This window comes from Psychromarinibacter sp. S121, assembly GCF_049801035.1.
Lineage (GTDB): Bacteria > Pseudomonadota > Alphaproteobacteria > Rhodobacterales > Rhodobacteraceae > Psychromarinibacter.
In genome coordinates this window covers 376,127-390,721 of the sequence record NZ_JBNAGE010000001.1, presented here as the reverse complement: position 1 = coordinate 390,721, position 14,595 = coordinate 376,127, and the positions used below count along the sequence as shown (strand labels likewise).

The 14,595-nt window shown below is 67.2% G+C and carries 12 protein-coding genes and 1 pseudogene; 9 read left to right on the top strand and 4 right to left on the bottom strand.

Features of this window, described 5'->3' with window-relative positions:
* Positions 1–75: 75 nt before the first annotated feature.
* The 3 genes and pseudogenes from ACP156_RS01955 to ACP156_RS01945 form a co-directional block, all read left to right on the top strand.
* Positions 76–693: pseudogene (locus tag ACP156_RS01955) on the top strand (ATP-binding cassette domain-containing protein); the annotation flags it as partial.
* Complete coding sequence (locus ACP156_RS01950) at positions 680–1,873, top strand: alpha-D-ribose 1-methylphosphonate 5-triphosphate diphosphatase (RefSeq protein ID WP_425049598.1); 1,194 nt, start codon at positions 680–682, stop codon at positions 1,871–1,873. The pseudogene ACP156_RS01955 and the gene ACP156_RS01950, both read left to right, overlap by 14 nt.
* Positions 1,874–1,890: 17 nt before the next feature.
* On the top strand, positions 1,891–2,709 hold the full coding sequence (locus ACP156_RS01945; RefSeq protein ID WP_425049597.1) for a sugar phosphate isomerase/epimerase family protein: 819 nt from the start codon (positions 1,891–1,893) through the stop codon (positions 2,707–2,709).
* Positions 2,710–2,802: 93 nt separating this feature from the next.
* On the opposite strand, the gene ACP156_RS01940 is transcribed toward ACP156_RS01945, so the two are convergent.
* Complete coding sequence (locus ACP156_RS01940; protein WP_425049596.1) at positions 2,803–4,032, bottom strand: alpha-D-ribose 1-methylphosphonate 5-triphosphate diphosphatase; 1,230 nt, start codon at positions 4,030–4,032, stop codon at positions 2,803–2,805.
* Between the two features lie 300 nt (positions 4,033–4,332).
* On the opposite strand from ACP156_RS01940, the gene phnC reads away from it, so the two are divergent.
* From phnC to ACP156_RS01910, 6 genes are all read left to right on the top strand, one after another.
* A complete protein-coding gene (gene phnC / locus ACP156_RS01935) occupies positions 4,333–5,148 on the top strand; it encodes a phosphonate ABC transporter ATP-binding protein (protein WP_425049595.1) in 816 nt (271 codons plus the stop codon).
* A 47-nt stretch (positions 5,149–5,195) separates the two neighbouring features.
* A complete protein-coding gene (gene phnD, locus ACP156_RS01930) occupies positions 5,196–6,116 on the top strand; it encodes a phosphate/phosphite/phosphonate ABC transporter substrate-binding protein (protein WP_425049594.1) in 921 nt (306 codons plus the stop codon).
* An 85-nt stretch (positions 6,117–6,201) separates the two neighbouring features.
* Positions 6,202–7,137 carry a phosphonate ABC transporter, permease protein PhnE gene (phnE, locus tag ACP156_RS01925; protein WP_425049593.1) on the top strand — a complete coding sequence of 312 codons (936 nt, stop codon included), beginning with the start codon at positions 6,202–6,204 and terminating at the stop codon, positions 7,135–7,137.
* Positions 7,134–7,991 carry a phosphonate ABC transporter, permease protein PhnE gene (gene phnE / locus ACP156_RS01920; protein ID WP_425049592.1) on the top strand — a complete coding sequence of 286 codons (858 nt, stop codon included), beginning with the start codon at positions 7,134–7,136 and terminating at the stop codon, positions 7,989–7,991. The genes phnE (ACP156_RS01925) and phnE (ACP156_RS01920) overlap by 4 nt, the downstream gene beginning before the upstream one ends.
* Complete coding sequence (locus ACP156_RS01915) at positions 7,988–8,596, top strand: DapH/DapD/GlmU-related protein (RefSeq protein WP_425049591.1); 609 nt, start codon at positions 7,988–7,990, stop codon at positions 8,594–8,596. The genes phnE (ACP156_RS01920) and ACP156_RS01915 overlap by 4 nt, the downstream gene beginning before the upstream one ends.
* Positions 8,597–8,864: 268 nt before the next feature.
* Positions 8,865–9,293, top strand: coding sequence for a hypothetical protein (locus ACP156_RS01910; protein WP_425049590.1), 429 nt, complete (start codon positions 8,865–8,867; stop codon positions 9,291–9,293).
* A 29-nt stretch (positions 9,294–9,322) separates the two neighbouring features.
* Here the strand turns inward: ACP156_RS01910 and ychF are convergent, their stop codons facing one another.
* The 3 genes from ychF to ileS all read right to left on the bottom strand — a co-directional run bounded on the left by ychF (position 9,323) and on the right by ileS (position 14,502).
* On the bottom strand, positions 9,323–10,420 hold the full coding sequence (ychF, locus tag ACP156_RS01905; RefSeq protein WP_425049589.1) for a redox-regulated ATPase YchF: 1,098 nt from the start codon (positions 10,418–10,420) through the stop codon (positions 9,323–9,325).
* Between the two features lie 68 nt (positions 10,421–10,488).
* Entirely contained in the window at positions 10,489–11,421 is a 933-nt protein-coding gene (locus ACP156_RS01900; RefSeq protein WP_425049588.1) for a 3-keto-5-aminohexanoate cleavage protein, read from the bottom strand.
* A 117-nt stretch (positions 11,422–11,538) separates the two neighbouring features.
* On the bottom strand, positions 11,539–14,502 hold the full coding sequence (ileS, locus tag ACP156_RS01895) for an isoleucine--tRNA ligase (RefSeq protein ID WP_425049587.1): 2,964 nt from the start codon (positions 14,500–14,502) through the stop codon (positions 11,539–11,541).
* Between the last annotated feature and the right edge of the window lie 93 nt (positions 14,503–14,595).

The following is a 14,595-nucleotide window of genomic DNA, read 5'->3' as shown; positions in this document are numbered from 1 at the left end:
CTCACCGTGGACGACCTGTCCAAGACTTTCCGGATGCACCACCTCGGACAGGCGCTGCCCGCGTTCGAGCGGCTGTCCTTCACCCTGTCGGCGGGCGAGTTCCTGCTGCTGTCGGGGCCGAACGGCGCGGGCAAGTCGACGCTGCTGCGCACGCTGTACCGCAGCTACCTGCCCACCGGCGGGCGGCTGATCTACCAAAGCGAACAGGGGCCCATCGACCTTGCGACCGCCGCCGACGTCGATATCGCCCACCTGCGCCGGGCCGAGATCGGCTTCGTCACCCAGTTCCTGACCGCACGTCCCCGCGTCGCCGCAGAGGAAATCGTGGCCGAGCCGCTGCGCCTTGCCGGCACCCCGCGCGAGACGGCGCTGGACGCCGCCCGGCACTGGCTGGCGACCTTCGGCGTGAAACCCGACCTGTGGCGCGCCTATCCGACGACCTTCTCGGGCGGAGAGCAGCAGAAGGTGAACCTTGCCCGCGCGCTGATCCGGCCCCGGCGTCTGTTGCTGCTGGACGAACCCACCGCCTCGCTTGACGCGGGCGCACGCGCGGCGTTGGTCCGCCGGCTGGCGGAACTGAAGGACGAGGGCGTCGCGATGATCGGCGTGTTCCACCACCCCGGCGACGTGGCCGCCCTGATCGACCGCGAAATTCCGTTGAAGACAAAGGAGATGGCCGATGTGGCTGAGTAACTTCCGCATCGTTCTGCCCGAGGCCGTGCTGGACGGTGGCGCGCTGCGGATCGAGGGCGACCGCATCGCCGAGATCCGCGACACCCCGGTCGCCGGTGCCGAGCTGGACGGCGGGATCAACGGCGGGATCAACGGCGGCGGCCTGCTGCTGATGCCCGGCTTCATCGACATGCACGGCGACATGATCGAGCGCGAGGTGGAACCCCGCCCGAACGTGAAGATGCCGATGGAGCTTGGCCTGCGCGACCTCGACCGCAGGCTGAAGACGGCGGGCGTCACCACCGGCTACGCCGCGGTGTCGTTCAATCCGAAGTCCGCCTATGGCCACCTGCGCAGCTACGAGCACTCGAAAGAGATGCTGCGCGCGCTGAAATCCATGCGGTCGATCCTGAAGGTCGACCACCGCGTCCACGCCCGGTTCGAGATCAACTATCCCAACGCGCTGGCCGTGGTCGAGGAACTGATCGCCGACGGCACCGTCGATCTCGTGTCCCTGACCGACCACACGCCGGGACAGGGCCAGTACCGCGACCTCGAACGCCTGACCCGCCGCACGCAGGCCGAGAAAGGCGTCACCGAGGCAGAGGCGATCGCCGCCGTTCAGGCCCGCATCGACGAGAAACAGGAGGCGGCGGGCGATGTGGCCGCGACGCTGGCGGCGATCTCGGCCACCTGTGCGCTGCACGACATCGCGCTGGCCAGCCACGACGACGACACGCCCGAGAAAGTCGCGCTGATGCAGTCGCTGGGCGCCGCGATCTCGGAATTCCCGGTGACCGAGGACGCCGCCCGCGCCGCCCGCGCGCGGGGGTTGCTGACCGCGATGGGCGCGCCGAACGCACTTCGGGGCGAAAGCTATTCCGGCAACCTTTCGGCCCGCGCCTGTCACGCTGCGGGACTGCTGGACATTCTCGCCGCCGACTACCACCCTTCGGCCATCCTGCCTGCCGTGCTGATCCTCGGCCGGACCGATCCCCACGGCCTCGCCGGCGCGGCGCGGCTCGCCACGCTGAACCCGGCCCGCGCGCTGGGGCTTGCCGACCGGGGCGAGATCGTCCCCGGCAAGCGCGCCGACCTCGTCATCGCCGACGACGAGGGCGTGGGCCATGTCCGGGCGACCCTGCGGGGCGGGCGAAAGATCTTCTCCGACGGCTCGCTCACCCTGCGCGCCGCCGCCTGACCGAAAAGGACAAAGACATGACCCTTCCCGTGATCGGCGCGGCTCTTGGCGTGGGCGACCTGCCCGCCTACCGCGACTGGCTGTTCGAGAAAGACCGCGACCTTGAACTGCAAAGCTTCTGGTCCGCCGAGATGCTGAATGCCGAAAGCTGGAAAGACCCGGTCGCCGGAGCGAAGAAGCAGCTCGACGGCTGGAACGGCCGTCTTGGCATCCATGGACCCTTCTGGGGCCTCGACTTCGCCAGTTTCGACATCGACATCCGCGCCATCGTTGCAAAGCGCATGATGCAGGGTCTCGACGTGTGCGTGGCGCTCGGCGCGACGCAGATGGTGGTGCATTCGCCCTTCTCGACCTGGGATCACTACAATCTCGATATGTACGATGATGGCCGCTCGCGTATCTTCGAGACCACCCACGAAACGCTGGGCCCGGCGGTGAAGCGCGCCGAGGGCGCGGGCGTCGAGATCGTGCTGGAGAACATCGAAGACGGCAATCCCGCCGACCGCAAGGCGCTGGTCGAAAGCTTCGGCTCGGACGCGCTGAAACTCTCCATCGACACCGGTCACGCCCACTATGCCCACGGTATCTGCAATGCGCCGCCGGTGGACTATTACGTCAAATCCGCAGGCAACCTGTTGGCGCATGTTCACCTGCAGGACGCCGACGCCCACGCCGACCGCCACTGGTCGATCGGGCGCGGCTCGATCCACTGGCACGCGGTGTTCGAAGCGCTCGGCAAACTCGACGCCAACCCGCGACTGATCCTGGAACTGAAGAACCGCGCCGAGATCCCCGCCAGCATGGCATGGCTCGAAGCCGAGGGTCTGGGCCAGTAACCGGCCCCTGCCCTTTTTCTTCTCTTTCCAAATACCTCGGGGGAGCCGCGCAGCGGCGGGGGCAGAGCCCCCACCGCACCGAAGGTGCGGCCCTCAAGCCATCACCGCTTCCCGCATCAGCCCGGTGTCATAGCTCACCCGCCCGCCGCTGATCGTGGCCCGCACCTGCGGGAATGCGCCCTCGGGCCAGTCCAGCAGTACAAGATCCGCCCGCTTGCCCACGGCAAGTTCGCCCCGGTCGGTCAGGTTCGACGCCGCCGCCGCGTTGGCCGAGACCAGTTTCCACAATTCGTGCAGCGGTTTCAGCCGCTCGGCGTGCAGCCGCGCCACCGCCGCCAGCATCGCGGGATAGTAGTAATCCGACGCCAGCACGTCGCAGAGCCCGCGCGCGATCATGTCCGCCGCGCCGGGCGAGCCAAGGTGACTGCCGCCGCGCAACACGTTGGGCGCGCCGAAGACGATGAGGTCGCCCGCCTCGCGCGCCGCCGTCGCGACCGCGTCGTTCATCGGGAACTCGGACACCCGCGCGCCGTGCGACCGGTAGAAGGCCCGCGTCTCGGGCTGCGTGTCGTCGTGGCTGAACATCGCCGCGCCCACCTTGCCCGCCGCCGCGCCGACGCGGGCGATGGCGTCGGGCACCTGCGCCCGCCGGTCCCAGATCTCGCGCAGCAGCGCCACGTAATCCTCTGCCGGGATATCCGAGCGCGCGGCGCGGGCCGACATCTTGCGCAGGAACTCCGGCGCCGAGGTGTCGACCACCGGGAAGTCCGGCGCGTGGTCGAAGGGGCGGTCCTGAAGCCGCACGGTGGGCGACAGCATCGCCATCGTCGTGTGGTCGTTGAACGCGACCGAAGGCGTCAGCGGTCCGGCCAGCGCCTCGGCGATCAGGTCCTCGGCCTCGAAACAGAAGGTCTCCCACCGCAGTTGCACCCGGTTCTCGACCGTCAGCCGCGCCGCTATCGCCTGCCACAGCCGCACCAGTTCGGTGCCGCGCGCGACCGAGCGCAGGCCCGGCTCCCAGCCCAGCGTCAGCGCGTGATAGGCGGTGGCGATGCCGTTGCCCGCAAGCTGCCGGTCGGTCTCCATCACCGCGACGTCCAGCGGGAAGAACACGCCGGGGCGCGGCATCAGCTGCCGCTCGAAGGCGTCGCCATGCACGTCGACCAGCGCCGGGGCCAGCACCAGTCCGCGCGCGTCCACCACCGCCGCGCCGCCGCGCGCGCCGTCCAGCGCGGCGATCCGGTCGCCCTCGATGCGCAGCGACACGGTCTCGGTGCCGCCGGGCAGCACCGCCCGCGCGCCCTCGATCACATAGCTTTCCATCCTGTCCGCTCCTTTGCCCGCCGGTCCCGTTCAGGTGATCCGGATGATTCCCCCGCGGCCCCTTCCCTGCACGATCCGCATCACAGGAATAGGACAACCGGCCGCTCTCCCGAAACCCCGCCGCCGCCCATTGTGACGCCCGCATGACATCGGCTCCCCACGGCCCGACCGGATACGCGCGCAAACGCCCCATCGGGGCGGACGGACACCGCCGGGGGTCACAATTCCGTTGTCCAACATGCGTGAAAAATTCATTCGGATGATAGCGGGCCTTTACGATGCGCACGCAGCATCGGGGGCATGGAACACGCAAGCCTCAGCCTCACCCGCCTGACCCGCCGCTTCGGTGAGACCACCGCCGTGCGCGATGTCACCCTCACCATTCCGCCCGGCCAGTTCGTCGGCGTCATCGGCCGCTCCGGCGCGGGCAAGTCGACGCTTCTGCGCCTGATCAACCGCCTGATCGAGCCCACCGCCGGCGAGATCGCCTTTGGCGACCGGGACGTCACGAAGCTGCGCGGCAGCGCCCTGCGGGACTGGCGGCGGGACTGCGCGATGATCTTCCAGCAGTTCAACCTCGTGGAACGGCTGGACGTCCTGACCAATGTGCTGGTGGGCCGTCTGGCCGACCACGGCTTTCTGTCCTCGATGACCATGCGTTTCTCGGATGCCGAGCGCGCGATGGCGATCGAGGCGCTGGACCGGCTGGACATGGCGCCCAAGGCGCTTCAGCGGGCCGGCACCCTGTCGGGCGGCCAGCAACAGCGCGTCGCCATCGCCCGCGCGCTGGTACAGAACCCGCGCATCATGCTGGCGGACGAACCCATCGCCTCGCTCGACCCCGGCAACGCCACCCGCGTGATGGATGCGCTGGCCCGCATCAACCGCGAGGACGGGCTGACCGTTCTGGTCAACCTCCACACGCTCGACACCGCCCGCGCCTATTGCGACCGGATCATCGCCATGCGCGAGGGCGCGGTGATGTTCGACGGCTCTGCGGCGCAGCTGACCGACGACGTCGTGCGCGACATCTACGGCTCCGAGGGGCTGGCCGAGTTCGACGCGGCCGTCACCTCGACCTCGATCCGGCCACAGGCGGAGAAGATCCCCGCCTGAGCCGACCCCCAACGACCCCTTCATTGGCAACCACGGGAGAGACACCAATGAAACTGTTCACCACCGCCGCCCTCGTGGCGCTTACCGCTGCCGGTCCCCTGTTCGCCGAGGGCTGGCGCGACGACTATCAGGTCGTCAAGTTCGGCATCCTCTCGGGCGAGAACGAGCAGGACCGTCTGATGCGCAACGAACCGCTGCGCGTCTTCCTTGAAGAAAAGCTTGGCGTCGAGGTCGAGATCTTCACCGCCGGCAACTACGACGGCGTCGTTCAGGCCATCGCCGCCGACCAGATCGAGGTCGCCCGCTTCGGTTCGTCCTCTTACGCGGCCGTCTACACCGCCACCGACGGCGGCGTCGTCCCCACGCTGACCTCGATCAACAAGGATGGCTCGACCGGCTATTACTCGATCGTCGTCGCGCGCTGCGACAGCGGCATCGAGACGCTCGAAGACGCCAAGGGCAAGGTTCACGCCTTCGCCGACCCGGATTCGACCTCTGGCTATGCGGTTCCCTATTTCAACATGGTGGAACGCGAAGGCTTCAAGCCGGAAGACTTCTTCGCCGCCGTTCCGTTCTCGGGCAGCCACGAAGCCGGTGTGCAGGGCGTCGTCAACGGCACTTTCGACACCGCGTCGACCTACCAGGACAACGATATCAACGGCGTCTACCAGCGCATGGAAATCAAGGGGATGATCGAGGAAGGCGTGGTCTGCAAGATCTGGGAATCGCCGGAAATCACCTCGGGCCCCTGGACCTTCCGCAACAACCTGCCGGAAGAGATGATCGAAGAGATCACCGCCGCGATCGAGGAATTCCCGACCGCCGATCCGGAAGGCTATGCGCTGTACTCGTCCTTCAACCCGGACGACGAGAACCCGGAAGTGGGCTTCACCCGCGTCGATCACGACCGCTACCAGTGGATCGTCGACATGCGCGAGTGGCTGAAGAACCAGCGCCGCGGCTCGTAAGCGCCTGACCTGACGACCGCCGGGACGGACGCCCCGATCTCTCGACGAAGGATCGCGCCCGTCCCGGCCCACAACGGGCCCCGCCATGACCCTGACCGCAGATTTCGCCGCCGTGCCCGCCGGGGACGCCGTCAGCGCCTTCGAGCGCGACTATGCCGCCCGCCGCCGCCGCGCCCGGCGAACCTGGGCCATCGGCAGCACCCTGTTTTTCATCGCTTTCCTCGCCTCTGCATGGTTCGGCGATTTCTTCCGCGTCACGCAGGTGACGCTGCCGGACGGGTCGCGGGACTGGCGCTGGATCATCCCGGCGGGCCTGCCCCGGCTGGGCGAGTACATCGTCCAGACCTTCCCGACGCTGCGCTGGGACAGCCTTGGCGCCGACTTCGCCGAATGGTTCTGGCGCTGGCGCACCTGGCTGCGCCTGCTGATCGAGACCATCCTGATCGCTTTCATGGCCACCACCTTCGGCGTGATCGGCGGCTTCCTTCTCGCCTTCCCGGCCGCTCGCAACCTGTCGCCCAACCGGGCGGTGCTGTGGGTCTGCCGCCGCTATCTCGAGATCGCGCGGACGGTGCCGGAACTGGTCTGGGCGCTGATCTTCGTTTTCTGCTTCTCGGTCGGGCCGATGGCGGGCGTGATGGCCGTGGGGCTGCACGCCACCGGGGCGCTTGGCAAGCTTTACTCGGAAGCGGTCGAGAACATCGACATGAAGCCTCTGGAAGGCGTGAAGGCCTCGGGCGGCGGCTGGTTCGACCAGATCCGTTACGGTGCGGTGCCGCAGGTGCTGCCGAACGTGATCAGCTACACCCTGCTTCGGTTCGAGATCAACGTCCGCTCGTCCTCGATCATCGGCTATGTCGGCGCGGGCGGGCTGGGCCAGGAGATCCGCACCGCCATGTCGTTTCAGGAATACACCGACCTTTCGGCGCTGTTCGTGATCATTTTCGTGACCGTGGTGGTGATCGACTACGCCTCGGAGAAGCTGCGCCACCGCATCATCGGCATGGGAGACCGGACATGAGCCTGACCGAGGACCGCATCGCCGCCGCGCGCGCCGCCCATCCCGGCGCCTTCCGCGCGCCGCTGCCGGTGCGCCTGCGCCGCGCCGCCGCATGGACCGTTTTCATTGCCCTGTTCGCCTATTGCCTGTGGGCCTTCGACTTCTCGCCCGCCCGCATCTGGACCGGCATCCAGCGGTTCGGCGACGTGCTGAGCTTCATGTTCCCGCCCTATGTCTGGACCACGTGGGAAGAGTTCTGGCCGATCCTCGAAGGGCTGGGCGAGACCCTCGCGATGGCCTTCCTCGGCACCCTGCTGGGCGCGGTGGTCGCGTTTCCGGTCTCGTTCCTCGGCGCGAAGAACATCAACCGGCTCGGGTTTCTAAGGCTGGGCGTGCGGCGGGGCTATGACGTGATCCGCGCCTTCGAGACGCTGATCCTTGCGCTGATCTTCATCCGCGCCTTCGGCCTTGGCCCACTGCCCGGCATCCTTGCCATCGCCGTCAGCGAGATCGGCACCTTCGCCAAGCTGTTCTCGGAAGCCATCGAGAACACATCGGACCGGCCGGTCGACGGGGTGAAGGCCTCGGGCGGATCGCGGCTGCAGCAAATCCGGTTCGGAACCCTTCCGCAGGTGATGCCGGTGATCTGGTCGGTGCTGCTGTACAACTTCGAATCCAACGTGCGGTCCGGCACCATCCTCGGGATCGTCGGCGCGGGCGGCATCGGCTTTCTGCTGTCGGACCGCATCGCCGCCTATCGCTGGAACGAGGCATGGTCGATCATCTTCCTGATCATCGCCATGGTCTACGTCATCGACTATTGCTCGGGCCTGATCCGCGCCCGGATCATCGGAAAGACCGAAGGACCCCTATGACCCGCCTCTCCGAAGCCCCGACCATCCACGAGACCGCCACCGTCATCGACTGCGAGCTTGGCCGCTGGACCGACATCAAGGCCCGCGTGTCGCTGCGCGAGGTCAGCTTCGGGGATTATTCCTACATCGTCAGCGACAGTTCGGCGGTCTGGGCGACCATCGGCAAGTTCTGCTCGATCGCGCAGGGCGCAAGGATCAACCCCGGCAACCACGCGACATGGCGGGCGGCGCAGCACCATTTCACTTACCGTGCCGAGATGTTCGATCTGGGCGAGGACGACGCCGCGTTCTTCCAGTGGCGCAAGGATCACTGGGTCACCATCGGCAACGATGTCTGGATCGGCCACGGCGTCACGGTGCTGCCGGGTGTTAGCATCGGCGACGGTGCGGTGGTCGGCGCGGGCGCGGTGGTGTCGAAGGACGTGGCGCCTTACGAGATCGTCGGCGGCGTGCCCGCCCGTCACATCAAGCGCCGCTTCACCGAGGCGCAGGCCGAGGCGTTGCAGCGGATCGCGTGGTGGGACTGGAGCCACGAGGCGTTGCGCGCGGCGCTGCCCGACATCCGCAGGCTGTCGATCGACGCATTCATCGAGGCCTACGGCTGAGGACCGGGCTGGGCGAGAGGTCCGGAAGGGGGCTCTGCCCCCGTCGCTGCGCGACTCCCCCGAGGTATTTCGGAAGAGAAGAAGGGCGAAAGGGGCGATAGCCGAGCCTTTGCCGGCTGCTTAACAAGTGGTCAGATGTGACCGCCTAGCGCGAAAATCTCGAAATCAAGGGACGGGGACAGAATTTTCTCTTTTCCTCGCGGCTTACTGTGACAGTCTGGTGACGAACGTCGACCAAAAGACGTCGATCAACAGACGAGGGACAGGCATGACACGCATTCTTTGCGCCGCGGCGCTGGCCGTCTGCGCCGCCACCGCCGCACCGGCGGATCCGCTGACCGCCCGGCAGCACGAGGTCTTTTCGGCAACCTGCACGCATTTCGGAAACCGGGTCGAGACGGCTCCGTCCGAGGTGGACACCACGCTGCTGGCCGCGCTGGCCGAAAGCTGCGCCATCGCGCTGGGCGATCTGAGCGAAGCCAGCGACAGCGACGACGAGGCGGCGACCTATCTGGAGCGGCTGGCCGCGTTCAAGGCGACGGTGGTCGGCATGAACGTGAAGCGGGTGTTCGCCGGGGGCGCGAAGACCCCGGTCTCGGCGACTGGCGAGTACCTGATCGCGCGGCGCATGGGACTGCTGGGCGCGTACCGCGCCTACGCCAGCGCCGCCGATATCCGCATGGCCGGGATCGACTGAACCCGGATCAGGCCCGGATCATGCCCGGATCAGGCGTTGAACAGGAAGTGGAGGACGTCGCCGTCCTTCACCTCGTAGCTCTTGCCCTCGACCCGCATCTTGCCGCCGTCCTTGGCGCCCTGCTCGCCCTTTAGCGTGACATAGTCGTCATAGGCGATGGTCTCGGCCCGGATGAAGCCGCGTTCGAAATCGCCATGGATCACGCCCGCCGCCTGCGGGGCGAGCGTGCCCTTGCGGATCGTCCAGGCGCGGGCCTCTTTCGGGCCGACGGTGAAGTAGGTCTGCAGGCCCAACAGCTCATAGCCCGCGCGGATCACGCGGCTGAGGCCGGCCTCTTCCAGCCCCATCTCTTCGAGGAACATCGCGGCTTCCCCGTCGTCCAGCTGGCTGATCTCTTCCTCGATCCGGGCGGAGATCACCACCGACACCGCGCCCTCGGCCGCGGCCTTCTCGGCCACCTTGGCGGACAGCGCGTTGCCTTCGGCGGCTTCGCTTTCGTCGACGTTGCAGACGTAAAGCACCGGCTTCTGGGTCAGAAGCTGGAGGCTCTTCCACGCCTTCATGTCCTCGCCCGAGACATCGACCGTGCGGGCGGGCTGGCCGGCTTCCAGCGCCGCCATGGCGTCCTTCAGCAGGCGTTCCTGCTGGACCGCCTCCTTGTCGCCGCCGCGCACCTTGCGCACGAGGCCCTGCATCCGCTTCTCGATCGATTCCATGTCGGCCAGCATCAGCTCGGTCTCGATGGTCTCGGCATCGGCCAGCGGGTCGACGCGGCCGTCGACATGGGTGACGTCCGGGTCCTCGAAGCAGCGCAGCACGTGGGCGATGGCGTCGCATTCGCGGATGTTGGCAAGAAACTGGTTGCCCAGCCCCTCGCCCTTGCTGGCGCCCTTCACCAGACCCGCGATGTCGACGAAGGTCATCCGCGCCGGGATCACCTGTTTCGAGGTCGCGATCTCGGCCAGCGTGGCAAGGCGCGTGTCGGGCACCGCCACCTCGCCCACGTTGGGCTCGATGGTGCAGAAGGGAAAGTTCGCCGCCTGCGCCGCGGCGGTCCGCGTCAGCGCGTTGAACAGCGTCGACTTGCCCACGTTGGGAAGCCCCACGATACCGGTCTTGAAGCCCATTTCACGTCCTCTGGTGATGCCGGGCGCATGTAGGGTGCCGGGGCCGTCAGGGTCAAGGGGGCGAGGCGTCAGAACCCGACCTTGTCGCCCCCCTTCAGGCCAAGGATCTCGCGCGCCTCGTCAGGGGTGGCGGGCTCGATGCCCAGCTCGGCCATGATGCGGACGATCTTTTCGACCTGTTGGGCGTTCGACACCGCCAGTTCGCCGCGCGAGATATAAAGCGAGTCCTCCAGCCCCACGCGCACGTTGCCGCCCAGTTGCAGCGCGGTGGCGGCCAGCGGCATCTGCGCCGCCCCCGCCCCCAGCACCGACCAGCGATAGTCGTCGCCGAACAGCCGGTCGGCGGTGCGCTTCATGAACAGCAGGTTGTCGACGTCCGCGCCGATGCCGCCGGTCACGCCGAAGACGAACTGCAGGAACACCGGCGCCGTGAACAGGCCCCGGTCCATCAGGAAGCGCAGGTTATAGAGGTGGCCGACGTCGTAGCATTCGTGCTCGAACTTCACGCCCAGCGGCAGCAGCGCCTCGGCGGCCTCGCGGATGTCGGCCAGCGTGTTGCGGAAGATGTTGGCCTCGGACCCCTCGATATAAGGCTTCTCCCAGTCGTGCAGGAAGCTGTCGTACTTCTCGGCCAGCGGGTGAAAGGCGAAGTTCATCGAGCCCATGTTCAGCGAGCACATCTCGGGCGTCAGCGTGCGCGACGCCTCGATCCGTTCGCGGATCTGCATGGTGGGGGCGCCGCCGGTGGTGATGTTCACCACCGCGTCGGTCGACTGCTTCACCCGCGGCAGGAAGGCCATGTAGTCGTCCAGCTTCACGGAAGGACGGCCATCGGTGTTGTCGCGCGTGTGCAGGTGCAAGATGGCCGCGCCCGCCTCGGCGGCGGCGATGGCCTGTTCGGCGATCTGGTCGTGGGTCACCGGCAGGTGCGGCGACATGGTGGGCGTGTGGATCGCCCCCGTCACCGCGCAACTGATGATCGCCTTTCTCGGCTTGGCCATGGTCTCCTCCCTCTGGTCAGACGCCTTGGGACGGAGTGAACCCGTTTTCGGGGCCAGAGGGAAGATGGGGCCAAACGGAAGACGGGGCCGCGATTGTCGTCGCGACCCCGGAAGGTGTCAGCCCAGCGCCGCGTCGCAGCGGCCGCAGACGCCCGGATGCTTGTGCGCGCCCACGTCCGGCAGGATCTTCCAGCAGCGCTGGCATTTCTCGCCATCGGCGGTCTCGAACACCACGCCGACGCCCTCGACCTCGGGCAGGCGGAAGGCCTCGGCCGGGATCGGGTCGTTGGTCAGCGAGATGGCCGAAGTGATGCAAATGTCCTCGAAATCGACGGATTTTACGTCCGAGAGCACGTCGGATTCGCGGATATGTACAACTGGCGCGGCCTCAAGCGAGGCGCCGATGACCTTGTCGCGGCGCTGGATCTCCAGCGCGGCGGTGACCACGCGGCGCACCTTGCGGATGCCCGCCCACTTCGCCGCCAGCGCCTCGTCCAGCCACGCAGCCGGGGTCTCGGGGATGTCGACAAGGTGGACCGAGCTGTCATCGCCCGGGAACCGTTCCAGCCAGACCTCTTCCATCGTGAAGACGAGGATCGGCGCCAGCCAGGTGGTCAGGCGGTGGAACAGGATGTCCAGCACGGTGCGCGACGCCCGGCGGCGCAGGGAGTCGTCGGCATCGCAGTACAGCGCATCCTTGCGGATGTCGAAATAAACCGACGACAGGTCGATGGTGCAGAACTCGAACAGCGCGCGGAACACACCCTGGAAGTCGAACGAGGAATAGCCCTCGCGCACCCGCACATCCAGTTCGGCCAGCCGGTGCAGCACCCAGCGTTCAAGTTCGGGCATCTCGGACGGGTCGACGCGTTCGGCGTCGGTGAAGCCCGACAGGTTGCCCAGCAGGAAGCGCATCGTGTTGCGCAGGCGGCGATAGCTGTCGGCGGTGCCCTTCAGGATCTCGGGGCCGATGCGCTGGTCGCCGGTATAGTCGGTCTGCGCCACCCACAGGCGCAGAATGTCCGCGCCGTATTGCTTGATCACGTCCTCGGGCGCGATGGTGTTGCCGAGCGACTTGGACATCTTGTTGCCCTTCTCGTCCAGCGTGAAGCCATGCGTGACCACGTTGCGATAGGGCGCGCGGCCCAGCGTGCCGCAGGCTTCCAGCAGGGACGAGTGGAACCAGCCGCGGTGCTGGTCGGTGCCTTCCATGTAGACGTCGGCGATGCCGTCCGGCGCGCCGTCGGCGCGGTCGCGCAGAACGAAGGCGTGGGTCGAGCCGCTGTCGAACCACACGTCGAGAATGTCGAACACCTGCTCCCATTCGGCTGGGTCATGGTCGGTGCCAAGGAAGCGCTCCTTGGCGCCGTCCTTGTACCACGCGTCCGCGCCTTCGGCCTCGAAGGCCTCGGCGATGCGGGCGTTGACCGCCGGATCGCGCAGCAGGAAGTCCGGGTCGGTCGGCAGCGCGCCCTTTTTCGTGAAGCAGGTCAGCGGCACGCCCCAGGCGCGCTGGCGGGACAGCACCCAATCGGGGCGCGTTTCCATCATCGCGTGCAGGCGGTTGCGGCCCGAGGGCGGGGTGAACTTCACCAGTTCCTCGATCGAGGTCAGCGCACGCTCGCGGATCGTCTCGCCATGGGTGTCCTGCCCGTCGCCGACCTTGCGGTCGATGGCGGCGAACCACTGCGGCGTGTTGCGGTAGATCACCGGCGCCTTGGACCGCCACGAGTGCGGATAGCTGTGCTTGATCTTGCCGCGCGCCATCAGGCCGCCGACCTCGACAAGCTTGTCGATGACCGCCTTGTTCGCGTCGCCCTCGCCGCCCTTGCGGCTAAGGATGTACTTGCCGCCGAAGAACGGCAGGTCGGCGCGGAAGCCGCCGTCGTCCATCACGTTGTAGGTGATGACCTGCTCCAGCATGCCCAGATCGCGGTAAAGCTCGTATTCCTCCATCCCGTGCGACGGGGCGCAGTGGACGAAGCCGGTGCCTTCCTCGTCGGTCACGAAATCGGCGGCGCGGAAGTCGCGCAGGTCGTCCCATTCGCCGTTCGCGCCCTCGGCGCCGGCCAGCGGGTGCGCCAGCGAGACGCCTTCCAGTTCCTCGGTCGTGACGTCCCGGACGCGGGTCCATTGACCCTCTTCCAGCCGAGCGCGCGCGAAAGTCTGCGCGGCCAGCTTGTCGGCCAGGATGTATTTCTCGCCCACCGACAGCCAGCATTCGTCGGGCGTGCCGGTGACCTCGTACAGGCCATAGTCGTAGTCCGCGCCGAAGACGACGGCCTTGTTCGACGGGATGGTCCACGGCGTAGTGGTCCAGATCACCACGAAAGCGCCCTTCAGGTCGTCGGCGGCAACGGCGGCGCTGGCCGCCTCGACCGCACCTACGGCGCCCACCGGTTCCGCCTCGGCCACCTTAAACTTCACCCAGATCGTGAAGCTTTCCTTGTCGTGGTATTCCACCTCGGCCTCGGCCAGGGCGGTCTGTTCCATCGGCGACCACATCACGGGCTTCGAGCCCTGATACAGCGTGCCGTTCATCAGGAACTTCATGAACTCCTCGGCGATGACACGTTCGGCGTGGAAGTTCATCGTCAGGTAGGGATCGTCCCACTTGCCGGTGACGCCAAGGCGCTTGAACTCCTCGCGCTGGACGTCGACCCAGCCTTCGGCGAACTTGCGGCACTCCTGGCGGAAGTCGATGACCGGCACGTCATCCTTGTTGCGGCCCTTCTTGCGGTACTGCTCTTCGATCTTCCATTCGATCGGAAGTCCGTGGCAGTCCCAGCCAGGCACATAACGGGCATCGCGGCCCATCATCTGGTGCGAGCGGACGATCATGTCCTTGATCGTCTTGTTCAGCGCGTGGCCGATGTGCAGGTGGCCGTTCGCATAGGGCGGGCCGTCGTGCAGGATGAACGGCTCGCGGTTCGCCGCCGTCTCGCGCAGGCGGTCGTAGACGCCGATCCTGGCCCAGCGGTCCAGCCAGCCGGGCTCGCGGTTGGGCAATCCCGCGCGCATCGGGAAATCGGTTTCGGGCAGGTTCAGCGTGTCTTTGTAGTCGGGCGTGTCAGCGCACATGAGGCTGTGTCCTCAGGTCGGTCTGCGGAAATTGGATGAGGTTCGGCGTGGAGTGCATGCGCCTTGTCCCGGCGGCTCGTGGATCAGAGCGCC